Source organism: Streptomyces sp. AM25 (assembly GCF_058146165.1).
This window is the reverse complement of sequence record NZ_JBKIWN010000006.1, coordinates 188,713-211,346: the sequence shown is the minus strand read 5'-3', so window position 1 is coordinate 211,346 and position 22,634 is coordinate 188,713. Positions and strand designations below refer to the sequence as shown.

The 22,634-nt window shown below is 66.5% G+C and carries 14 protein-coding genes; 7 read left to right on the top strand and 7 right to left on the bottom strand.

The window, feature by feature from the left end; all coding sequences use genetic code 11:
* Nucleotides 1-3: 3 nt before the first annotated feature.
* From ACLHRZ_RS09860 to ngcE, 3 genes are all read right to left on the bottom strand, one after another.
* Complete coding sequence (locus ACLHRZ_RS09860) at nucleotides 4-888, bottom strand: carbohydrate ABC transporter permease (RefSeq protein WP_490417924.1); 885 nt, start codon at nucleotides 886-888, stop codon at nucleotides 4-6.
* A complete protein-coding gene (locus tag ACLHRZ_RS09855) occupies nucleotides 888-1,805 on the bottom strand; it encodes a carbohydrate ABC transporter permease (RefSeq protein ID WP_490417923.1) in 918 nt (305 codons plus the stop codon). Before ACLHRZ_RS09855 ends, ACLHRZ_RS09860 begins: the two co-directional genes overlap by 1 nt.
* 65 nt (nucleotides 1,806-1,870) lie before the next feature.
* Complete coding sequence (gene ngcE, locus ACLHRZ_RS09850) at nucleotides 1,871-3,304, bottom strand: N-acetylglucosamine/diacetylchitobiose ABC transporter substrate-binding protein (RefSeq protein WP_490417922.1); 1,434 nt, start codon at nucleotides 3,302-3,304, stop codon at nucleotides 1,871-1,873.
* A 435-nt stretch (nucleotides 3,305-3,739) separates the two neighbouring features.
* Here ngcE and ACLHRZ_RS09845 point away from each other — a divergent pair, with 435 nt between their 5' ends.
* The gene (locus tag ACLHRZ_RS09845; RefSeq protein WP_490417921.1) at nucleotides 3,740-7,612 is read left to right on the top strand and encodes a GH92 family glycosyl hydrolase; all 3,873 of its coding nucleotides are present in this window, start codon (nucleotides 3,740-3,742) and stop codon (nucleotides 7,610-7,612) included.
* A 134-nt stretch (nucleotides 7,613-7,746) separates the two neighbouring features.
* Here ACLHRZ_RS09845 and ACLHRZ_RS09840 read toward each other — a convergent pair whose 3' ends face one another.
* Together ACLHRZ_RS09840 and ACLHRZ_RS09835 are read right to left on the bottom strand one after the other, a co-directional pair.
* Nucleotides 7,747-7,977 carry a hypothetical protein gene (locus ACLHRZ_RS09840; RefSeq protein ID WP_490417920.1) on the bottom strand — a complete coding sequence of 77 codons (231 nt, stop codon included), beginning with the start codon at nucleotides 7,975-7,977 and terminating at the stop codon, nucleotides 7,747-7,749.
* 223 nt (nucleotides 7,978-8,200) lie between these two features.
* Nucleotides 8,201-11,563 carry an ALF repeat-containing protein gene (locus tag ACLHRZ_RS09835; RefSeq protein WP_490417919.1) on the bottom strand — a complete coding sequence of 1,121 codons (3,363 nt, stop codon included), beginning with the start codon at nucleotides 11,561-11,563 and terminating at the stop codon, nucleotides 8,201-8,203.
* A gap of 829 nt (nucleotides 11,564-12,392) precedes the next feature.
* On the opposite strand from ACLHRZ_RS09835, the gene ACLHRZ_RS09830 reads away from it, so the two are divergent.
* The 5 genes from ACLHRZ_RS09830 (at nucleotide 12,393) to ACLHRZ_RS09810 (ending at nucleotide 17,903) form a co-directional block, all read left to right on the top strand.
* Nucleotides 12,393-12,890 (top strand): hypothetical protein, encoded by a 498-nt coding sequence (locus ACLHRZ_RS09830; RefSeq protein ID WP_490417918.1) that lies wholly within the window; start codon nucleotides 12,393-12,395, stop codon nucleotides 12,888-12,890.
* 65 nt (nucleotides 12,891-12,955) lie between these two features.
* Nucleotides 12,956-14,605 carry an FG-GAP-like repeat-containing protein gene (locus ACLHRZ_RS09825; protein ID WP_490417917.1) on the top strand — a complete coding sequence of 550 codons (1,650 nt, stop codon included), beginning with the start codon at nucleotides 12,956-12,958 and terminating at the stop codon, nucleotides 14,603-14,605.
* A 262-nt stretch (nucleotides 14,606-14,867) separates the two neighbouring features.
* The gene (locus ACLHRZ_RS09820; protein ID WP_490417916.1) at nucleotides 14,868-15,797 is read left to right on the top strand and encodes an FG-GAP repeat domain-containing protein; all 930 of its coding nucleotides are present in this window, start codon (nucleotides 14,868-14,870) and stop codon (nucleotides 15,795-15,797) included.
* A 140-nt stretch (nucleotides 15,798-15,937) separates the two neighbouring features.
* Nucleotides 15,938-16,858, top strand: coding sequence for an FG-GAP repeat domain-containing protein (locus tag ACLHRZ_RS09815; RefSeq protein ID WP_490417915.1), 921 nt, complete (start codon nucleotides 15,938-15,940; stop codon nucleotides 16,856-16,858).
* 112 nt (nucleotides 16,859-16,970) lie between these two features.
* Nucleotides 16,971-17,903 (top strand): FG-GAP repeat domain-containing protein, encoded by a 933-nt coding sequence (locus ACLHRZ_RS09810; RefSeq protein ID WP_490417914.1) that lies wholly within the window; start codon nucleotides 16,971-16,973, stop codon nucleotides 17,901-17,903.
* Between the two features lie 55 nt (nucleotides 17,904-17,958).
* Here ACLHRZ_RS09810 and acnA read toward each other — a convergent pair whose 3' ends face one another.
* Nucleotides 17,959-20,673, bottom strand: a complete 2,715-nt coding sequence (gene acnA / locus ACLHRZ_RS09805; RefSeq protein ID WP_490417913.1) for an aconitate hydratase AcnA — start codon at nucleotides 20,671-20,673, stop codon at nucleotides 17,959-17,961.
* A gap of 398 nt (nucleotides 20,674-21,071) precedes the next feature.
* Complete coding sequence (locus ACLHRZ_RS09800) at nucleotides 21,072-21,830, bottom strand: class I SAM-dependent methyltransferase (protein WP_490417912.1); 759 nt, start codon at nucleotides 21,828-21,830, stop codon at nucleotides 21,072-21,074.
* Between the two features lie 117 nt (nucleotides 21,831-21,947).
* Between ACLHRZ_RS09800 and ACLHRZ_RS09795 the strand changes: the two genes are divergently transcribed.
* Nucleotides 21,948-22,505: a Uma2 family endonuclease gene (locus ACLHRZ_RS09795; RefSeq protein ID WP_490417911.1), complete on the top strand. Its 558-nt coding sequence runs from the start codon at nucleotides 21,948-21,950 to the stop codon at nucleotides 22,503-22,505.
* Nucleotides 22,506-22,634: the final 129 nt, after the last annotated feature.

The following is a 22,634-nucleotide window of genomic DNA, read 5'->3' as shown; positions in this document are numbered from 1 at the left end:
CACCTACTTCAGTGCACCCGCCGTCAGCCCCGCCTGCACCTGCCGCTGGAAGACGATGTAGGCGGCGAGCACCGGCAGCATCGCCATCACCAGCCCCGCGAACAGCCCCGACCAGTCGCCCCGGTAGCCCTGGTTCACGGCGAGGGCCACCAGGCCCTGCGGCAGCAGCTTGCGGTTCTCGTCGCCGACGTTGAGCACCGTGGGCAGCAGGTACTGGTTCCACTGGCCCAGGAAGTTGAAGATGCCGACGCTGATCAGCCCCGGCCGGGCCATCGGCAGCATCACCTGGAAGAAGGTCCGGGTGTGCGACGCCCCGTCGATCAGCGCCGCCTCCGCCACCGTCGTCGGCAGCGTCCGGAAGAAGCCGCTGAGGAAGAAGATCGTGAACGGCAGCGAGTAGGCGATGTAGACCAGGATCAGCCCGGGGTAGGTGTTCAGCAGCTGCATGTTCTTCATCACGAAGAACAGCGGCACCAGCGCCAGGATGATCGGAAAGCTCATCCCGCCCACGAAGAGGAAATAGACCAGACGGTTGCCGGGGAACTCGAAACGGGCCAGCACATAGGCCGCCATCGACCCCAGCAGCATCGTCCCGAACAGCGAACCCGCCACGACGATCAGCGAATTGAGGAAGTACTGGCTCATGTGCGCCTGGGACCACGCCCGCCCCCAGGCGTCGAAGTGCAGCCGGCCCGGCAGCGCCCAGGGCGAGGTGAAGATCTCCTTGTCGGTCTTGAAGGCGCTCATCACCGCCCACAGCAGCGGCAGCGTCACCATCAGCCCCCACAGCACGAGGACCCCGTGCGAGAAGACGTTGAGCACCCGCCCCTCGCCGCCTGCCCGCTGCGGATCGGCCCGCCGGGAACGTCGGGAATCGCGTACGGGCATCAGTACTCCAGTCGTTCGCGCCGGCCGAGCTTCATCACGATGCCCGCGAAGAGGAGGGTGACGATGAGCAGCGCCACTCCGAGCGTGGTGGCGTATCCGGCCTGCCCGTCCCGGAACGCCTTCGTGTAGAGGTAGAAGGAGAGCACTTCCGTGGAATAGTCCGGCCCGCCCGGCCCCACGGTCATGATCTGCACGACCGCGAAGCCGTCGAGCGCCATGATGCCCATGTAGACCCAGCCGGTCTGCACCGTGTCCCACAGCAGCGGCAGCGTGATCCGGAAGAAGGTCTGGAGGCGGTTGGCGCCGTCCAGCAGAGCGGCCTCGTAGAAGTCCTTCGGAATGGAGCTCATGCCGGCCGAGAACAGCACCACGTAGAAGCCGACGTTGCTCCAGACCATCACCGCCATCACGCACCACAGCGCGAGCCGCGGATCGCCCAGCCACTCCGGGTGGACGGACCCCAGACCGACCGCCCGGAGCAGGGAGTTGAGGGCACCGCTGTTGGGGTTGTATCCGAACTGGAAGAGCAGGGCGACGATGGCGATCGAGAGCACCTGGGGAAAGAAGTACACGACCTTGTAGACGCCGGAGCCGCGTACCCCGGCCACCGCCGCGCCCTTCCTGCGGCGGCCGCCGACGTTGAGCATGAACGCGAAGAACAGGCCGAGTCCGAGCGTCACCAACGGCAGGATCAGCAACAGCAGGACGTTGTGTCCCACGGCCTTCCAGAACACCTCGTCGTGCCAGAGCCGTTGATAGTTCTTGAAGCCCGTCACCGCGAAGTCGGGGCTCAGGCCCGTCCAGTCCGTGAAGGAGTAGTAGATGGCCTGGACGAACGGCGAGATCACGAATATCCCGTAGATCGCCAGGGGCAGGACCAGAAACCCCACGATGAAGCGGTACTTGCCGTGCTGCATGCCCTCCGACCCCGATCCGTCCCGATCCCGTCCCGACCCGATTCCGTGCGTGCGTACTGAAGCCCCTACTTGTGCTTGTACTTCTTGACGGAGTCGTCCTTGGCCGTCTCGTCGGCGTAACGCTGGATCTTCGTGATCGCCTCGTCCGGGGTCATCCGGCCGGCCATCATCTCCCCGAGCGCCCCCACCCCGATCTTCTCCTTCTGCAGGGCCACGTACCAGTCCTGGATCCGGGGGTTGACGACGTTCTTCCCGGCCTTGGCGAGGGCCTCCTGGGAGGAGGCGAGCCCCGGCGGCAGCGCGATCCCCTCGGTGCCGCCGTTGAAGGAGGTGAGGGAGGACACCTTCTGGACGAAGTTCTGGGAGGACTTCTTGCCGAGCATCACCCGCAGCAACTCCATGCCGCCCTGGGGGTTCTTGGCGTTCTTCGGCACGATGAACGGCTCGCCGCCCGCGGCCCACAGGGTGCCGAACGGCATCTTGTCGTTCCTGTCGAGGCTGGACGGCGCCCCGACGGCCATCTGGAAGTCCTTGGGCGTGGTCTTCTTCGACTCGTTCTCCACCCACGAACCGTTGGGGATGAACAGCGCCTTGCCCTCGTTCCAGGCGGTCTGCGACTCGATATGGGTGAGGCCGGGCGTGCCCTGGAGGATGTAGCCCTTCTTGTAGAGCTCGTCATACGCGTCGAAGGCGGCCTTGACGGCCGGGTCCTTCCAGGCGTTCGGCTCCAGGTTGTCGATGCGGTTCAGCACCTCGACACCGCCGATCTTGGCGATGAAGGGGTAGAGGCTGAAGGGCAGGTAGTACGGGTACTTGCCGGCGTACGTCCAGCCGGCGATGCCCTTCTTCTTCGCCGCCTCGCAGACCTTGAGCATGTCGTCCCAGGTCTCGGGGTATTGGGCGTCGAGCTTCTGCAGATTGGTCTTCGAGTACCAGACGCCGTAGACGGTGTAGGCGTAGTAGAGGATCCAGGTCTCGCTGCCCTCGAACTGCCCCATCTCCACGACGCCGGGGCGCAGGGTGTCGCGCACCTTCTTGGCGGGGTCGTCGAAGGAGGGGGCGTCCAGCAGGGCGTTGAGATCGGTCAGCTGCTGCTTTCCTACGAGCGTGCCCATGTCCATCTGCTTGGCACCGGAGTTGTCGATGAGGTCCGGCGGGGTACCGCCGTTGAACCGGGGCTGCAGCTCGGTCTGGATGTCCTGCGTGGCGGCGTGCTTGACCTGGGCCTTGGGGAAGGCCGCCTTGTACTCCGCCTCGGCGTCCTTGGCGTACTGGTCGCCGAATCCGCCGTTGAAGATGACGACGTCGAGCGGCGCGGTCTCATTGACGGCCAAGGGGTTCTTGGCGCTCTTCTTCCCCTTGTCCACATGGTTGTCACTGCTGCCGCCGCCGCTGCTCGCGCAGGCGCTCAGCGCACTCATCGCCGGGACGGCGAACAGTCCGGCTGCGGCGGCCCGTTTGATCAGATCGCGCCGGCTGAATTCCGGGGTGGTTCCCATGCGCAAGTCCTCGCTCTCCCACAGGACTCAGGCGGTGCACCGGTCTCCCCTTGCCGATTCGCCGTCGAGGACTCGCCGTACGAAGGGCCCGACACCGCGGGTCAGTTGAAGCGTTGAAGCCTGGTGTGCTGGGTGTGTACCTGGGTGTGTACTGGGTGCGTGCTGGGTACGTACCGGCAAGGCGGCCGCGCGGCCGCCCCGGACGCCGACAGGTATAGTCCACTCCGATCAACTGGGCAAGATCGGGAGCAGCTTCGGCCGTCAGTCTTTCCCGAGTTGAGACCTCTCCGACACCCACGGCACCCGCGTCCGGCCACGGCCCCGTCCCCCGGCGACACCATCCCCGGAACTCTTGACACTCATGGCGTCGCACGCCCTACTTATCACTGCGCGATACGGGGTGACAACGTTGTCGGATGCGTGGAGAGGCGAGGGATGCGACACAGACTCGGACTCCGTCCCGGGCACCGTCGGTGGGCCGCCCTCGCGGTCCTCCTCGTGGCGGCTCTGCTGATGACTACCCCTCAGACGACAGGGAGCAACGCCATGGCGGCATCCGCCGGGCGCACCGCCGGAGCCGGGCAGGAGCGCTTCGCCTCCTCCTTCGAGCCCGGCGAGCCGCAGCCCGATTGGCTGAACACGGTCGAGACGGGGCCCGACGGCCGCAAGCTCGCCTCCGGTGTCGACGGCAGCGACACCAGCGGCATCCCCGGCAACGTGACCGGCAAGGTCACCGCCGTCCGCGCGAGCGGCGAGAACACCGAGGCCGGCGAGGTCAAGGAGAACCTGGTCGACGGCGAGGGCGCCACCAAATGGCTGGTCTTCGCCCGCACGGCGTGGCTGGAGTTCCAGCTGTCCGAGCCCGTGCCGGCCGTGCGCTACGCGCTGACCTCCGCCAACGACGCCCCCGCGCGCGACCCGCGGGACTGGAATTTCCTCGGCTCCGACGACGGCAAGTCCTGGACCACCCTGGACACCCGCGAGGGCGAGACCTTCGAACGCCGCCAGCAGACCAGGGAGTTCGACTTCGAGCCGTCCCGCCCGTACCGCCAGTACCGCCTGGAGATAACCCGCAACAACGGCGACAGCATCACCCAGCTCGCCGAGGTCCAGATCGCCACCGCCGACGCCGGCCCGCCCCCGCCGCCCGAGATGCGCAGCTACGTCGACCGCGGCCCCACCGGCTCGCCCACCGCCAAGGCCCACGTGGGCTTCACCGGCACCCACGCCCTGCGCTACGGCGGCACCCATCTGGCGACCGGCCACGCGTACTCGTACAACAAGGTCTTCGCCGTGCACACCGAGGTCACGCCGCAGACCGTGCTCGCGTACAAGGTCTTCCCCGCCATGCCCGAGCGCGACCCGCGCTACCCGGCCACCCACGTCGCGGTCGACCTGGCCTTCACGGACGGCACCTATCTCTCTCATCTGGGCGCCGTCGACCAGCACGGCGCGCCGCTGACTCCGCAGGGTCAGGCGGAGTCGAAGACGCTGTACGTGAACCAGTGGAACGCCAAGGAGTCGCGGATCGGCGAGGTCGCCGCGGGCAAGACCGTCGCCCGCATCCTGGTGGCCTACGACTCCCCCGTCGGCCCGGCGAAGTTCCGCGGCTGGATCGACGACGTCTCGATCGCACCGGCCCCGGAGGAACACCCTCCGGCCCACCCGGCGGACCGGGCGGTCACCACGCGCGGCACCAATTCCAGCTCCAACTTCTCCCGCGGCAACACCTTCCCCGCGACCGCGGTCCCGCACGGCTTCAACTTCTGGACCCCGGTGACCAACGCCGGCTCGACCGACTGGCTGTACCAGTACGCGGCGGCCAACAACGACGACAACCTCCCCACGATCCAGGCGTTCAGCGCGAGCCACGAGCCGAGTCCGTGGATGGGCGACCGGCAGACGTTCCAGGTGATGCCGTCGACGGCGACCGGCATCCCGGATCCGGCGCGCAAGGCGCGCGCGCTGCCCTTCCGGCACGAGCACGAGACCGCGCGCCCCCACTACTACGGCGTCACGTTCGACAACGGCCTGCGGGCGGAGATCGCCCCGGCCGACCACGCGGCGATGATGCGCTTCACGTTCCCGGGGCCGGACGCGTCCGTCATCCTCGACAACGTCCGGCGGGAGGGCGGCCTGACGCTCGACCCGGAGCACGGGGCGTTCAGTGCCTGGACGGACGTGAAGAGCGGCCTGTCGACGGGCGCGGGGCGGATGTTCGTGTACGGGGTCTTCGACGCACCGGTGACGGCGAGCGGGGGCGGCGACGCGAGGGGCGTCGCGGGCTACTTCCGCTTCGGGTCCCGCACGGTCAATCTGCGCATCGCGACGTCCCTCATCGGCATCGACCAGGCCAAGGCCAACCTCGCCCAGGAGATCCCGGAGGGCACGACGTTCGAGGGCGTGCGGGACCGCGCGCGGGCGGCGTGGGACGCGCTGCTGGGCCGCATCGAGGTGGAGGGTGCGACCAAGGACCAGCTGACGACGCTCTATTCGAACCTGTACCGCCTGTACCTCTACCCCAACTCGGGCTACGAGAACACGGGCACGGCGGCGCACCCGGTGCCGCGCTATGCGAGCCCGTTCTCCCCTCCGACGGGCGAGAACACTCCGACCCACACGGGCGCGAAGATCGTCGACGGCGAGATGTACGTCAACAACGGCTTCTGGGACACGTACCGCACGGCGTGGCCGGCGTATGCGCTGTTCACTCCGCGGGAAGCCGCCCGGATGGCCGACGGCTTCATCCAGCAGTACAGGGACGGGGGTTGGATCTCCCGCTGGTCGTCCCCCGGCTACGCCGACCTGATGACGGGCACGAGCTCGGACGTGGCCTTCGCGGACGCGTACGTAAAGGGCGTTGGGCTGGACGCGGAAGCGGCATACGAAGCCGCGCTGAAGAACGCGACGGTGGCGCCGGACAACCCCGGGGTGGGCCGCAAGGGAATGGACACGTCCCCCTTCCTGGGCTACACGAGCACGAAGACACCGGAGGGCGTCTCGTGGTCCGTGGAGGGCTACTTGAACGACTTCGGCCTGGCGAAGATGGGCAAGGCGCTGTACGCGAAAACGCACAAGCAGCGATACCGCGAGGAGTCGGACTACTTCCTCAACCGCGCACTGGGCTACGTCCACCTCTTCGACCACCGCATCGGCTTCTTCCAGGGCAAGGACGAACAGGGCGAATGGCGCCTGCCGCCGGAGGAGTACGACCCGCGGGTGTGGGGCTACGACTACACGGAGACGAACGGCTGGAACTTCGCCTTCCCGGCGGTCCAGGACACGAGGGGCCTGGCGACGCTGTACGGGGGCAGGTCCGGACTGGCGGAGAAACTGGACGAGTTCTTCGCCACGCCCGAGACGGGCGCCCCTGAATTCGCGGGCTCGTACGGCGGCGTCATCCACGAGATGACGGAGGCGCGGGACGTCCGCATGGGCATGTACGGCCACAGCAACCAGCCTTCGCACCACATTGCGTACCTGTACGACGCGGCGGGCCGACCGTGGAAGACGCAGGCGAAGGTGCGGGAGGTGCTGTCGCGTCTGTACCTGGGCAGCGAGATCGGCCAGGGATACCCGGGCGACGAGGACAACGGCGAGATGTCGGCGTGGTACGTGTTCAGCGCCCTGGGCTTCTACCCGCTGGTGATGGGCGAGGGCGAATACGCGATCGGCTCACCGCTCTTCAAGAAGGCGACGGTGCACTTGGAGAACGGCAAGAAGTGGGTGGTGCACGCGCCGGGCAACAGCGCCCGCAATGTGTACGTGCAAGGCGTGAAGGTGAACGGCAAGCCATGGAACTCGACGGCGCTGCCGCATGCGGTGGTGGCGGCGGGCGGCACGCTGGAGTTCACGATGGGGCCGAAGCCGTCGAAGTGGGGGGCGGGGGTGGACGCGGGCCCGACGTCGATTACGAAGGATGAGGGCCGGGTGCCGTCGCCGGCGGTGGACGTGACGGTGCCGGGCAGCTCGCCTCTGACGGACAACTCGTCGCGGACGGAGGCGACTTTCGAGACGGCGGAGTTCGAGGTGACGGACGGGGCGGGTCCGGTGACGTCCTACACGCTGACGTCGGGCGCGGATAGGGGGCGGGCTCCGCGGAGCTGGGTGCTGGAAGGCTCGGCGGACGACGGGGAGACGTGGGCGGAGGTCGACAGGCGGGACGGTGAGACGTTTGCCTGGAACCGGCAGACGCGGGTGTTCGGGGTGAGCCGGGCGGGGACGTACGGGCGGTACCGGCTGCGGGTGGTGGGGGGTTCGGGGACGTTGGCGGAGGTGGAGTTGTTGGCGGGGCGGGGTGGGGCCTGAGCCATGCGCCGAATCCTGGGCCGGGCGCGGCCAACGCTCAGAGCGGACTGCTTGCGCCGACCGTCGCTGCTTGCGCACTGACCGCGGCCCGAGGGGCAACTGCCGAGGCTCGTAAGCGGTCGCGAGCCGGGCCTTTAGGCGAGCCACGCCCCGAGCACGATCACCCCAACGATCGCCAGGACGACCTGCATGTACATTCCGAGAGTAGGTTTCACCTCTGCCCCATCGGAACGATTGGCATATTCAGAGATCGCCCGCTTCATGGTCTTTCGGCGCCCAATGAAGGCCAGGATGATCCCCAGGACCGCAGCACTGTAACAGATCTGCGATTGCCGCGCCCCCAAGAATCCGATGAAGGCGAGCACCGCTGAAGCTGTAGCGAGATATATAGGGATGGAGCATATTCGAACCCTGTGCTGCCGGTTCGGAAGGATGGTGACAAAGAAGACGACAAATACCACTGTCACTGCGGCGGAAATACTCCACCATACGGAGAGAGGGATTGAGGGAGGTTGCATACATTGCCCCTTGAGCTGGCCTGTGGGGCCCGCGGAGCGGGCCCCACAGCTTCTTGCGGACTCAGGCCGGTCAGTCGAACAATCGCCTGATGCCGGACTTGAAGCCATCCACGGCTTCATTGGTCTTTCGCGTGATGATACCCATCGCCCTGGCGACTGGGCTTGCCCCCCGCCCCGTGTTTCCATAGAGGTACTGGTTCCAGCCGATACCGGCCTCTTGGAGGACTTCGTCGAGATGGCCGTCGGCATAGAAGGTCAGGGCCGACGCGCCTACTCCGGATCCTATCGATATCCCCCTTGCAATGCCCTGACCCCAGGCCCCTATCTGCCCGACGTAGGGAATTCCCTTCGGTATCTTCCCGAAGCCCCAGGCGAGAAGTCCCGAGGCACCTCCCGCCATGCGAAGGTAACTGGCCCACTTCCTTGCCGTCTCGTGATCGTCCCCCTTCCCGCCTCCCGAATTGAAACTGGCCAGGGTGAGGGAGTCGTTCTTGGGATTGTCGGCGGGGTCGATGCCGTTCGCAGTGTTCTCGCGGGCTTCCTGTACTGCCTTGGCAGCGGCAGCCTCCTGTTCCGCCTGGTACTTCTGGATCGCGATGCCCTTGGCCTCGACAGCAGCTTGAGACGCCGCTGCAGCATCCCTGCCGGCGCTAACGGCCGACTGACTGGCGCTTGCCGCCGATGCCTGAGCGCTGCTGGCCGACGCAGCGGCCTGCTCGGCGGACGCAGTAGCCTGATTGGCCGAGTAGTTGGCCTGGCGGGCGGCCTGCTGAGCCGTCGACGCTGCTTCCTTCGCCTTCTGTGCAGAGGTTGCTGCAGAAGCCGCCGATGCATCGGCTTCCTGGGCCTTCCTCTGTGCCTGGTCGGCGTATCCCTGAGCTTCCTTGGCGGAAGCCTTGGCCTTGTCGGCCCATTCGCCGGCTTCCTTGGCCTTGGCACGGGCGTTGGCGGCGACCTCGTAGGCTTCTGAGGCGTTCTGGTTCGCGGTGGCCGCTGCTCGGGCGGCGTTGGCGATCATCGCTTGCACAGAGGCCACATGGGTGGCCGTGTCAGCGTCGAGCTGTGCGGCCTTGTACCGGACGCCTGTCACGAAGTCGTGCTGCATGGACGTGGGGCCAGCCATCGCGACCTGGGCAGCGGCCTTCACAGCCGGACCACCGCTGTTCATGATGGCGAGGGTCTGGACCCGGTCGTCCTCGGCGAGGGCGTCCTGGTACCCGTCGAGCAGGAAGGCGCTCAGAACCTTGACGCTCCCGTCCTTCAAAGCGGCACTGCCCGCTTCCTTGACGGACTGCCCGGCTTCATTCATGAGTTTGAGGACCTGGAACCGGTAATCCTCGGACTGAACGTCGTACGAACCTTCGGTGAGAAACTTCTCTACCTGGCTCGGGTCGTTGCTCTCCAGCGTCTTCTGAGCCGCCTCGGCGAGCGCTGGACCGCCGATCTTTCCGAGGTAGAGAACCTTATCCCTGTCATCCAGCTGCTGGGCCCGACGATATTCCGTCTTGACCCAGCTGACGACTGCGCTGTCCGTTCCGGACAGCGCAGTCTCAGCAGCGCCCCGTGTCCAAGTTGCGGAGCTGCGCAGCAGATTGACAGCAGCCTTGCGCCCCAGCTCGGCTGCGGTTTTGTCACCTATACCCGGCTCGGCGGCCTTCTTCAGAAGCTGTTTCGTGGCCTCATCGGTGTCATTTGTCTGCTTCTGCAGCTGCGCAATCCGACTGTGCGTGACCCGGTCGGCCTTCTTGAAGGCCTTTGCCTCCTCGATTCCGGCCTGCGTGTCGGCCTCGAGTTGGGCTTTTTCGGAGTCACGGGCGAGTTGCTCGGTCTTCTGCGCCTGTGCCACCGCGTCAGAGGCCGTCTTGGCGGCATTGATGGCAGCATTGGCATGCTCCGTGGCCTCGTTCGCCCAGTCTTGGGCTTTGCCAGCCTGCGCCGCAGCCTCGTCCGCCGCCTTGGCAGCCTTCTCAGCATGCTCAGCAGCACTGTTGGCAAATTTGTGCGCCTCACGAGCTGCAGACGCTGCTCGGTTGGCCAGTGACTGAGCCCTCTCAGCCGCAGCGGTCGCGGTGGCAGCCGCATCGCGAGCGACGCCTGCGGCCTCACGAGCCCGGCGGGCCTGTGCGCTGGCTTCGCCCGCCGCACTGCTGGCCTCCGCCGCAGCACCGGCCGCAGCCGCCGCGTCCTGTGCGGCCCGCGCGGCAGCCGCCCCGGAACGACCGGCCTCTGCGCTGGCATCGGCAGCGTGCTCGGCTGCCGCGGCCGCTGTACGGGCGCCAGCCGCTGCATCTCGTGCGGCCTGGGCAGCCTGACGGGCCGCTGCTGCTTCACCAGCGTTGCCAGCAGCAGCGGAAGCTGCAAAGTAGGCGCGTGCAGCGGCTTGACCAGCGGCCGCAGCAGCGGCTGCAGCCGCTTGGGCGGCGTTCGCAGCCGTTCGCGCAGCGGATACCGCAGTGTTCGACGCGGCGATTGCCGTACGCGCAGCATCAGCAGCGCCCTGGGCCGCGGCGGCAGCGCGATTGGCGGCCTGGCCCGCCTTCTGCATGTCGTTCTTGGCTGCCTCGGTCTCCTTGGCAGCCTTCAGCGCAGCTTCCTTGGCTTTCGCCGCCGCGTCCTCGGCCCGTTTGCCGGCCTCCTTGGCCGCATCGGTCTCCGCCTTGGCTCGCTTACCCGCCTCATCGGCAACTTGGGCCAGCTGAGCGACGGTCAAACTTTCCTGGTCCCGGGATCGAGCCAGGTGCTGCCCGGTCTCAAGGAATTCCTTGCGGTCCTGGGCTGTGCCCTTCAGGGCACGGTCGCCCAGCTTCTTCACCTCCGGTCCGCCGTTTTTCATGATCTTCAGGACTTGGAAGCGGTCGTCCTCTTCCTGGGCCTCGTCCAGGCCCTCCTGAAGGAACGTGCTCAGGGCGTCGCTGGAGCCCTTCTTGAGCGCTTGATCCCCTGCTTCACGGACCGCGTCCCCCCCATGGTTCATCGCCATGAGGATGGCAGTACGCCGATCATCTTCCAGCGGGTTCTTATAGCCAGACTTCACGAACTCGTGAATGTCCGCATCCGAACCGCTCAGTGCCTTCGACGCCGCCTCACGGACACTGTCACCGGCAGTGCTGAGCATCTTGAGAACGGCGAAGCGCTCGTCTTCGGCCTTCGCTCGGTCCAGCCCTGACTTCAGGAACGTGCTGATGTCCTGGTCGGAGCCGAGCAAAGCCATCTCCGCGGCGTCCCTCGTCGCTGTCCCACCGAGGTTCCAGGCTTCAATTACCTGGGCACGGGCGTTCGCCGGAAGAGGCAACCCGTCGGGGCTGGCAGGAGCCGCGCCTGCCGTCGTCGTACCGAGGACGACGGCAGCCATGCTCAGGGCTGCAATGGATACGAATCTCGCGCGCAAGTTCTCTGTGCGCGGCAGACCAGCTATCGGTCTCTTGTTGGTCATGTCCCCTCAAAGACTTCGCCAGACCGCTTGACGGTCTGTCATGTGCCGTGCATGTGCTGCGACACAGCGCCTGATCGTATGCGAAGCAGACTGGACGGTACGTTTGGGGTGTGCGACCCCAAGAGTCGCCGAGCCCCCGAAGACGGCATATACACTGACGAAGCCCGCAGATATGACGGAACGTCAGCCATCCCCTCCAGGCAGAGCCGGACAGTGACGCGACCTTGCCTGATTCGAGCACAGGGCAGTCGACGCGCCGTCGGCGAACGACAGGAACCGGAGCCGGGTGGGCCGCCAAGTCCCTTATCGAACAAGGCGCGTTCACATACTTCCGTTGCACAGCCCACTGGGCTTCGACCTGAGCCCACCCACCACTTGGGCAAGTTGAGCAGGGGCGAGTCGCAGCTCCGACAGTCATGCCGCCGGAGCGCATCGCGACCACGGCACGCAACGCGCCGACAGTTGCGATCGCGCACGCAAGATCGTATAACTAAACCGACATGGCGGTCCCTTCCCCGGCTACCCTCCTGGAAGGGATGAACCCGCCAAGAACCCCCAACCATGGCGTGACCGGCTGAACGTCACACCTCAAGCAAGACGGCGGTATGGCGCGATGTCAGCGACGCTCAGCGGACAACACACCACACGTGGTTTCAGTGGCACCGCCAGCCAGGATGGCCGGAGGGGCCGACCGGCGGCCGTCTAATCACGCCTCAACCGTCAGGAAGGGTGCTCCGTCCACCCGGCTCCCACCAACAGGCATGCCTGCGCACCATTCGGGACGAGCTGGTTTGTCACGGCCGCATCTCAAGAGCAAGGAACCAAACCAATGAGGCTATTTCGCCGCACACTGATCATCGGTGCCGTCACAACTGCCATGGCTGCGGCCGGCTCCGTCAATGCCATGGCCGAGGAAAAAGACTCCCAGTCCTCCACCGTTGAATATTTGGACTACCCGCAGGCCGACAAGATTTTCACAGAACGCGGCATCAAGCTCAAGCGGGGTGATGGGCACATCACGCTCGTCGATTGCGACAGCCGCCCCGGCCTCATCGAAATATCCGCTCGTGGCATGCAGAAGGTCGACACAGTCGGCCAGGGCCGGTACTGCTTCCGCGTCATTGGCAAGACCGGCTACCTCAGCCTGGAACTCCCCCGTGTCTACGGCGCGATGGGCAACGACTACGACGTGAACCTCAACATGGTGACGCCAGGTGAAGAGAAATCCTTCAAGCTGGACAAGAACATGTGGACCGCTGTCGGCAAGGCCGCCGATGATCCCCTGAACCGCGAGTTCACTCTCATGGAGATCGTCGCCAAGAAGTGACGTTCGGAAGCGTTCCACCGCAGAAACCCACTACTGCCCACGCAGCACTACTCGTAAGGAAGAACATGTCTGGCAAGGGTTCACGCGCTGCGTGGCTCGCAGGGATTCTCACGGCCTCCGTCGCCGCCGGCGTCCTGACCGGCACCCCTGCTCATGCTGTCGTAGGTGATGAGGCCCAGGAAGGGCAGTATCCATTCACCGCAAAGATCCACATCGGCGATGGGGAGCGCATCTGCTCGGGCACACTGGTCGACCCGCGATGGATTCTCACGGCAGCCAGCTGCTTTGCTGACAGTCCTCAGGAGGGTTCAAAGGTCACAGCTGGCACACCCAAGAAGAAGGCCTCTGTAAGTCTCGATAGCGCCGATCTCCCCAACTTCCGTAACCCTGTTGCCACCAGGATCATGACAGTCGAGATCGTTGAGCTCGTCCCTCACGAGAACCGTGACCTGGTCATGGCCAGGGTCAGCTCCGAACAGATCAGCTCCGGCCCCTTCGCCCCCAAGCTTGCTTCCCCGTTTTCCCGCCCCAAGCCGATCGCCGTCGGAACCACTGCGCCCGTCAAGGGCGAGGGCCTGAGGTCAAGCGGCTTTGGACGGACCAAGGACGAGTGGGTCCCGGATCGCATGCACGCTGCCGCCTTCACCGTGGAATCGGTGCAGAACGGCAGCTTCAACATCGCCGGAAAGTCTCCGTCCGGTGCAGGCATCTGCCAGGGTGACGCTGGCAGCCCTATCTTCCGGGAGAATGAAGGTCGCTTCGAGCTCGTCGGGATCAACAGCACCTCATCGCAAGGAGGATGCTTCGGCTCCGCTGAAGGCCGCAACGAGGCCGTCGGGACCCGGGTCGACGACGTCAACAGCTGGATTCAGCGAACCCGTCTGGCATCCATGTACAAGGACGTCCTGCATAAGGGCGCGAAGAACCCTCTGGATAGAGCAAACAAAGGCACAACCGACGTCGTCACATCAGCCGACTTCAATGGCGACGGTCGTCCTGACGTAGCGGCGGTGATGGGCGACGGCAACCTGTACGCGTTCTACACGGCATCAGATGGCAAGCTTGAGTACGGTCGTGAGCTGTGGGCTCACGACGCCAGCTGGCCCAAGATGCAAAAGATTATCGGTGGCGACTTCAATGGCGACGGTGTGGCTGACATCGCTGCGATCACCTACGACGGCAGTCTTCGCCTCTACCCCGGGAAGAAAGACGGGCCACTGGGTGAACCGCTGACCATGTGGAGGGATAACACCTGGGACGGAATGCCGCACGTTGCACGCTACAAGGCTGACAGTTCTGGCCGCGACGGGCTGCTCGCCATCACGAAGGACGGCTCTCTGTACGCCTACACGACGGGCTCCGATGGCGTACTCCTGGACTCGCGGCGCGAGATGTGGCGTGACAAGACTTGGTTCAAGAAGCACATCACCACCGGCGACTTCAACGGCGACGGCCGGGATGACATCGCAGCCATCGCGAACAACGGCGCAATGCACCTGTACCGGGGCAACGCCCAGGGCACGTTCGATGACGGCACCTACATGTGGCGTGACAACACCTGGGACACGTACCGGGCCATGATGGGCGGTGACTTCAACCGCGACGGCAAGAGCGACATCGCGGCCATCAATGGCAGTGGTGACCTCTACCTGTACCCCGGCAAGGACGACGGAATGCTCGGTGAGCGCAGCCTCATGTGGCCCACGGGTTCCTGACGCATCCTGCCCCATCTCCTGCCGGACCCCCTGCCCCGCCGCTTGAGAGGCGGGGCAGGGGTCCTTCCATCCAGGTTCCTCTACCGCAGTACGGAGCCGCAGCCGACCGGTGAGTTCCGACCTGGCCACGGCCTGAGCACCAAGGTCAAGCAATTGCATTTGACAGGTAAAGAGGATGTGAAAGGATCCTGGTGATTGGGTGACGATCCTTCGCTTCGACGGGGTTCGTCACATCTCACCCTTCGATTCGATGGAGTCTTACGTGACTCACCTTCCTGGCCGCAAGCGCGGACGCGTCCTGTCGCGTGCCGTCACCGCAGCGATCGCCGCGGCACTGATTGGCACCGCCGCCGGGACCGCATCCGCTGCCCCTGCCACCGACCCGGCCCCCGAGAAAGCCGCGAAGTCCGGTGTTCCGCAGGCCGCGCCGCGGGCAACCGCCTTCTCACCCAGCGCAAGCACCCCGTCTTTCCCGCTGCGCGCGGTCGACGACCTCGGCTGGCTCTGGGGCTATGAGCCCAACGGCCGCGGCAACTTCAAGGACCGGGAGTGGTTCGGCACCCACTGGGACGGCGTCTCCGCCGCCGTCCCGGTCGACAAGGACCAGGACGGCCACCCCGACGGCGAGTACATCCGCGGCTTTGACGGCCAGCTGCTCTTCTTCCCGGACGACGGCGAGCCCAAGCAGGAGATCGGCCCCGGCTGGAACATCTACAACCACATCTTCTCCCCCGGTGACCTCGGTGGCTCCGACGGGTCGGACATTCTGGCCCGGGACAAGTCCGGTGTGCTGTGGCGCTACAAGGTCCGCTCGGACAACACCCTGAGCGACCGAATCCGCGTCGGCGGCGGCTGGGACCAGTTCACCGACATCGCCGGCCTGGGCGACCTCAACGGTGACGGCAAGCCCGACATCGTCGCCAAGGACCGCCAGGGTGTCCTCTGGTTCTACAAGGGCAACGGCAGCACCAATGACCCCTTCGACAACCGCGTCAAGGTCGGCCAGGGCTGGAACACCTACAACACGTTGATCGCTACCGGCGACGTCGACCGCGACGGCCAGAGCGACCTGCTCGCCCGCGACCGTGACGGCGTCATGTGGCTCTACAAGGGCAACGGCAACCAGCAGGACCCCTTCGACAACCGCACCCGCATCGGCGGCGGTTGGGACCAGTACCGCCTGCTGTTCTGAGTCTCTCGGTCAGCAGACCAGGGGCCGCACCGCCACAAGGTGCGGCCCCTGCCGTGTCAGTGCCCCGTGGAATGATCAAGGACGTATCGCGGCATCCCACATGGAATGTCGCGCCTTGCCTCAAATCACAGGAGAACCACGTGGCTCAACTCCCCGTCCACAAGCGCGGACGTACGCTCACGCGCCTCGCCACCACAGCGATAGCCGCCGCACTGATCGGCACCACAGCCGGAACCGCCGCAGCGGACACCCCGGCACCGGTGAAGACCGTCGAAACCACCGTCCAGTCCCCGACCGCAACGCGTGCGGCCAACGGAGAATCCCGAGCCGAGTCGCCCCGCTTCCCGTTGATGGCGTCCCGAGGATCCGGAGAGCTCTACCGCTACTGGCCCGACCAGCACGGAGGGTTCGGCGATCGCGAGCAGATCACAGACAAGTGGTGGGGCATCACCTCGATTATTCAGGTCGACCTGAACCAGGACGGCATCGCGGACGGCCACTATTTCAGGACCCTTGACGGCTCGTTGTACCTGACCCAGGGGGAGGGCAAAGCCAAGAAGATCGGGAGCGGTTGGAACATCTACGACCGTATCCTGGTCCCGGGCAACCTCGGCGGTGCCAAGGAGCCCGACCTGCTGGCGCGTGACCAGTCCGGGGTTCTCTGGATCTACCTCGCATACCCGGACGGCACGCTGAGCGACCGATTCCGGGTGGGGCCCGGCTGGGACCGGTACACCGACATCGTCGGACGCGGTGACCTCGACGGCGACGGCAAAACCGACATCGTCGCAAAAGACCGTCAAGGCGTCCTCTGGTTCTACAAAGGCACCGGCGACTACCGCGACCCCTTCCAGAGCCGTGTCCGCATCGGGGGCGGCTGGGACCAATACGACTTCCTGGTGTCGACGGGTGATGTGGACTTCGATGGCCGCAGCGACCTGCTGGCGCGCGACCGCAACGGCGTCCTGTGGCTCTACAGGGGCAACGGCAACCAGCAGGACCCCTTCGACAACCGCACCCGCATCGGCGGCGGTTGGGACCAGTACAACAACCTTTTCTGAACCGAGCATCAGAGCCGGTTGATTTTTGAAGATCCCGTGTAAAGATCCAGGAGTTACCGTGATGCCCCGTTCGAGGGCGTCACGTCTTTCTTACCTGCCATAGGAGCACCACGTGGCCCAACTCTCCGGCCGCAAGCGCGGACGCGCACTCTCGCGTCTCGCCACCGCAGCAATCGCTGCCGCACTGGTCGGTGCCACCGCCGGAACCGCCGCCGCCACCCCGGCGCCGCCCGTCCCGGCACTCCTGAAGACCGCCCCGGCGGTTCAGCACGCCCCGGTCCACCCGACCGCTGCCGCGCCCTTCTTCCCGCTGTTCGCCACCAAGGCATCCGGCGAGGTCTACACGTACGAGCCGAACCTCCAAGGCGGCTTCGGCGACCGGGACATCGTCAAGGACAGCGACTCGCGGGACGTCACCGCATCGGTGCAGGTCGACCTCAACCAGCACGGTCTGATGGACGGTCTCTACCTCCGCGCCACCGACGGCTCGCTGATCTTCACCAGCGTTCCCGAGAACGAGAACGACGAGCCGCAGCCGAAGCTGATCGGCGGCGGCTGGAACACCTACGACCGCATCCTCTCCCCCGGCGACCTCACCGGCAGCGGTCACGCCGACCTCATCGCCCGTGACAAGTCCGGTGTCCTGTGGCTCTACCAGGCCCGTCAGGACGGCACCCTCGGCGACCGTGTCCGTATCGGCCGCGGGTGGGACATCTACACCGACATCGTCGGCCGCGGCGACCTCAACGGCGACGGCAAGACCGACATCGTCGCCAAGGACCGCGACGGTGTGCTGTGGTTCTACAAGGGCACCGGCAACATCAACGACCCGTTCGAGAGCCGCGTCCGCGTCGGCGGCGGTTGGAACACGTACGACATGCTGCTGTCCACCGGTGACATGAACGCCGACGGCCGCAGCGACATGCTCGCCCGCGACCGCGACGGCGTGCTCTGGCTGTACAAGGGCAACGGCAACCAGAACGACCCCTTCGACAACCGCGTCCGCATCGGCGGCGGTTGGGGCCAGTACAACAGCCTCTTCTGACGGCAAAGGGCCGCACCCCGATCCCTCGGGGTGCGGCCCTCTCGCTTCGTGCCGCTTACTTGCGGATCAGCGAGCGCAGCACGTACTGCATGATGCCGCCGTTGCGGTAGTAGTCCGCCTCACCGGGGGTGTCGATGCGGACGACCGCGTCGAACTCCACGCCCGTGTCGGTCGTGACCTTGACCGTGCGCGGCGTGCGGCCCTCGTTGAGCTCGGTCACGCCGGCGAAGGAGAAGGTCTCCTCGCCGGTCAGGCCGAGGGACTCCGCCGAGGCGCCCTCCGGGAACTGCAGGGGCAGGACGCCCATGCCGATCAGGTTGGAGCGGTGGATGCGCTCGTAGGACTCGGCGATGACGGCCTTGACGCCGAGGAGCGCGGTGCCCTTGGCCGCCCAGTCGCGGGACGAGCCGGAGCCGTACTCCTTGCCGGCCAGGACGACCAGCGGGGTGCCGGCGGCCTGGTAGTTCTGCGAGGCGTCGTAGATGAACGACACCGGGGCGTCGGCCTTCGTGAAGTCGCGGGTGAAGCCGCCCTCCGTGCCCGGCGCGATCTGGTTGCGCAGGCGGATGTTGGCGAACGTACCGCGGATCATGACCTCGTGGTTGCCGCGGCGGGAGCCGTAGCTGTTGAAGTCGCGGCGCTCAACGCCGTGCTCCGTGAGGTACTTGCCGGCCGGGGTGTCGGCCTTGATCGCACCGGCGGGCGAGATGTGGTCCGTCGTCACCGAGTCGCCCAGCTTGGCGAGGACGCGGGCGCCGGTGATGTCCTTGACGGGAGTGGTCTCCATCGTCATGCCCTCGAAGTACGGGGGCTTGCGGACGTAGGTGGACTCGGCGTCCCACTCGAAGGTGTTGCCGGTCGGGACCGGGAGGGCCTGCCACTGGGCGTCGCCCGCGAAGACGTCCTGGTAGGACTTGTTGAACATGTCCTCGCCGATGGCGTTGGCCACGACGTCGTTGACCTCGGCCTCGCTCGGCCAGATGTCCTTCAGGAAGACCGGGTTGCCGTCCCGGTCCGTGCCCAGGGCGTCGCGCGTGATGTCCACCTTCATGGAGCCCGCGAGGGCGTACGCGACGACCAGCGGCGGGGAGGCCAGGTAGTTCATCTTGACGTCGGGGTTGATCCGGCCCTCGAAGTTGCGGTTGCCGGAGAGCACCGAAGTCACGGCCAGGTCGTGGTCGTTGACGGCCTTGGAGACCTCCTCCGGCAGCGGGCCGGAGTTGCCGATGCAGGTGGTGCAGCCGTAGCCGACGAGGTTGAAGCCGACCTTGTCGAGGTACGGGGTCAGGCCCGACTTGTCGAAGTAGTCGGTGACGACCTTGGAGCCCGGGGCGAGGGTGGTCTTGACCCACGGCTTGCGGGTCAGGCCCTTCTCGACCGCCTTCTTCGCGACGAGGGCCGCGGCCACCATCACGTACGGGTTCGAGGTGTTGGTGCAGGAGGTGATCGCGGCGACGGTGACGGCGCCGTGGTCGATCGTGTAGGTCGAGCCGTCGGGGGCGGTGACGGTGACCGGGTTCGACGGGACGCCGTTGGCGGCGGCCGGGGCGTCGGAGGCCGGGAAGGACTCCTCGCCCGCCTCGTCGGCGGTGGAGACGTAGTTGAGGACGTCACGCTCGAACTGGGCCTTGGCCTCGGCGAGGACGATGCGGTCCTGCGGGCGCTTCGGGCCGGCGATGGAGGGGACGACCGTGGAGAGGTCGAGCTCGAGCTTCTCGGAGAAGTCCGGCTCGGCGGCCGGGTCCAGCCACAGGCCCTGCTCCTTGGCGTAGACCTCGACGAGCGCGACCTGCTGCTCGCTGCGGCCGGTCAGGCGCAGGTAGTTGAGGGTCTCGCCGTCGATCGGGAAGATCGCGGCGGTGGAGCCGAACTCCGGCGACATGTTGCCGATGGTGGCGCGGTTGGCCAGCGAGGTGGCGGCGACGCCCTCGCCGTAGAACTCGACGAACTTGCCGACGACACCGTGCTTGCGCAGCATCTCGGTGATCGTGAGGACGAGGTCGGTGGCGGTGGTGCCGGCGGGCAGCTCGCCGGTGAGCTTGAAGCCGACGACGCGCGGGATGAGCATGGAGACCGGCTGACCGAGCATCGCGGCCTCGGCCTCGATGCCGCCGACGCCCCAGCCGAGGACGCCGAGGCCGTTGACCATGGTGGTGTGCGAGTCGGTGCCGACGAGGGTGTCGGGGTATGCCTGGCCACCCCGGACCATGACCGTACGCGCCAGGTGCTCGATGTTCACCTGGTGGACGATGCCGGTGCCCGGCGGGACGACCTTGAACTCGTCGAACGCGGTCTGGCCCCAGCGCAGGAACTGGTAGCGCTCCTTGTTGCGCCCGTACTCCAGCTCCACGTTCTGCGCGAAGGAGTCCTTGGTGCCGAACTTGTCGGCGATGACGGAGTGGTCGATGACCAGCTCGGCCGGGGCCAGCGGGTTGATCTTCGCCGGGTCGCCGCCGAGCTCCTTGACGGCCTCGCGCATGGTGGCGAGGTCGACGACGCAGGGCACGCCGGTGAAGTCCTGCATGATCACGCGGGCCGGCGTGAACTGGATCTCCTGGCTGGGCTGGGCCTGGGAGTCCCAGCTGCCGAGCGCGCGGATGTGGTCGGCGGTGATGTTGGCGCCGTCCTCGGTGCGGAGCAGGTTCTCCAGGAGGACCTTGAGGCTGTAGGGGAGGCGCGCGGAGCCCTCCACCTTGTCCAGCCGGAAGATCTCGTACGACTCGTCGCCCACCCGCAGGGTGCTGCGAGCGTCGAAGCTGTTCGCCGACACGACAGTCTCCTTCATGTGCATGAATTCGCGTACTACGGCAATCCTGCCGCCCCATCACCGCGCGGACCCGCTAAGGTGTGCCTAAGTTAGGTACGCCTTACTGGCGCGACAGCGGTACGCCTTCTCGGCAGATATCTCGATGTCGAGATAACAGTAGTACATGGCCGGTGAATGGTCATGTCCTGATGGGCCGATCCGTGCCGACCTGGGGCTTTGGGGTGTGCGGCGCGACTGCCGCCGACTAACGTTCCCGATCATGAACGCACACCTCGGTCCGCTCGAACGGACCGGCGACGGCCGGTGGGTCATCGGCGATCACGAACGGCAGGGCGGCTCGTAGGTCCGGACGTATTCCTCCGCCGCGGCGGAGGTGGCGAAGGCGCTGGCCGCATCGGGGCTCAGGCAGGCTTCCGGGCCTCGATGAGCACCCGGCACGAGTGGGCCACGAACGGCCCCTCGGCCGCGATGCGCTCGTGGAGTTCGCGCAGCCGGTCGCGGTGGGCGTCGACCGTGAAGCCGGGCACGGTCCAGATCACCTTCCGCAGGAAGTAGATCACCGCGCCGACGTCGCAGAACTCCATCCGCAGCCGCTCCATGCGCACGTCCGCCATCTCCAGGCCGGCCGCCCGGGCCTCGGCCGTCTCGGCGTCCGGATGCCGTTTGCCGCGGGCCGGGGGCTGGGGCCCGAGGAAGTACTCCACCAGTTCGAACACGGAACCCGGGCCGACGTGCTGGGCGAAATAGGTGCCGCCCGGCCGCAGCACCCGGGCGATCTCGCTCCACCACACGCTCGCCGGGTGACGGCTGACGACCAGGTCGAACGCCTCGTCGGCGAACGGCAGCGGCGGCTCGTCGGGGTCGGCGACGACGACGGCACCCAGAGGGTGCAGCAGCCGGGTCGCCTTGGCGAGGTTCGGCGGCCAGAACTCCGTGGCGGCCATGACCGGCGGGAACGGCCCCGCCCCCGCCAGCACCTCCCCGCCGCCGGTCTGGATGTCCAGCGCGGCGGGCACCTCCGCCAGGCGCCCGCTCAACAGCCGCTGATACCCCCATGACGGCCGCTCCTCGGTGGCCCGGCCGTCGAGCCAGGAGAAGTCCCAGCCCTCGACGGACACCGACTCGGCTTCGGCGACGAGATCCTCGAAGGTGCGTGACATAGGGGCATCATCACCTGTACGAGTGGCCGCTGCAGCGAACCGGCACAGGGCAGGCGTTCGAAGCTGTAGACCCTGGACAGTCGTCATGCTGCAGTCACGATGTCCGCGGGAGGACCGATGAGCACGCAACCTCACACGTACGCGGCCGACGACCCCGAAACCGCGCTGAAGTATGCGATCCAGCACCACCAGGGGGACCGGGTGGAGATCGTAGAGGGGGTCATCGCACCAATGTCGCCTTCCTGGGGCCACGAACGCGCCGTCACCAGCATCCGCAGACAAGTCGATCCCGTTGCAGCCAAATTGGGTTGCATCACAGGCAGCGGCGACTTGGACCTTCCCGGCTCTCCCAACTGGTTCATCCCTGACCTGGCTGTCGTTCCCGAGGATCTGGCACCGTCGGACGCCGGGGCTCTCGTGCCCGAGCAGACCCTGCTTGTCGTGGAAGTGACCTCCGACTCCAACGGGGAAACAGACGGGATCGTCAAGCGGCGCCGTTACGCGGAGTACAGGGCCCCTCTCTACCTGCTCGTGGATCGCCAGGAGCGGTCTTGCACGCTCTTCTCCGAGCCGGGCAAGCTCGGTTACACGAAGGTGGACGGCCCGCGCCCGTTCGGTGAACCAGTGCAACTCCCCGAACCGCTCGAACTCGAGCTGGACACCTCCGACTTCTGACGGGATCAGCCCGGCGCGCCACCGCCGGACGATCCCCGTCCGGACATAGGTGCGATTTCCCCCTGGACCCCGCCCGCTCCCCCATGCCAGCCTGCCAACGCAGAAACCTTCCAGCACCGTTGAGTTGAT

What these genes read in the sequence shown, in the direction of transcription:
- ACLHRZ_RS09860 (WP_490417924.1), bottom strand. Translation starts at nt 888, where the DNA reads ATGCCCGTACGCGATTCCCGACGTTCCCGGCGGGCCGATCCGCAGCGG.
- ACLHRZ_RS09800 (WP_490417912.1), bottom strand. Translation starts at nt 21,830, where the DNA reads ATGTCACGCACCTTCGAGGATCTCGTCGCCGAAGCCGAGTCGGTGTCC.
- ACLHRZ_RS09845 (WP_490417921.1), top strand. Translation starts at nt 3,740, where the DNA reads ATGCGACACAGACTCGGACTCCGTCCCGGGCACCGTCGGTGGGCCGCC.
- ACLHRZ_RS09855 (WP_490417923.1), bottom strand. Translation starts at nt 1,805, where the DNA reads ATGCAGCACGGCAAGTACCGCTTCATCGTGGGGTTTCTGGTCCTGCCC.
- ACLHRZ_RS09830 (WP_490417918.1), top strand. Translation starts at nt 12,393, where the DNA reads ATGAGGCTATTTCGCCGCACACTGATCATCGGTGCCGTCACAACTGCC.
- ACLHRZ_RS09835 (WP_490417919.1), bottom strand. Translation starts at nt 11,563, where the DNA reads ATGACCAACAAGAGACCGATAGCTGGTCTGCCGCGCACAGAGAACTTG.
- ACLHRZ_RS09825 (WP_490417917.1), top strand. Translation starts at nt 12,956, where the DNA reads ATGTCTGGCAAGGGTTCACGCGCTGCGTGGCTCGCAGGGATTCTCACG.
- ACLHRZ_RS09795 (WP_490417911.1), top strand. Translation starts at nt 21,948, where the DNA reads ATGAGCACGCAACCTCACACGTACGCGGCCGACGACCCCGAAACCGCG.
- ngcE (WP_490417922.1), bottom strand. Translation starts at nt 3,304, where the DNA reads ATGGGAACCACCCCGGAATTCAGCCGGCGCGATCTGATCAAACGGGCC.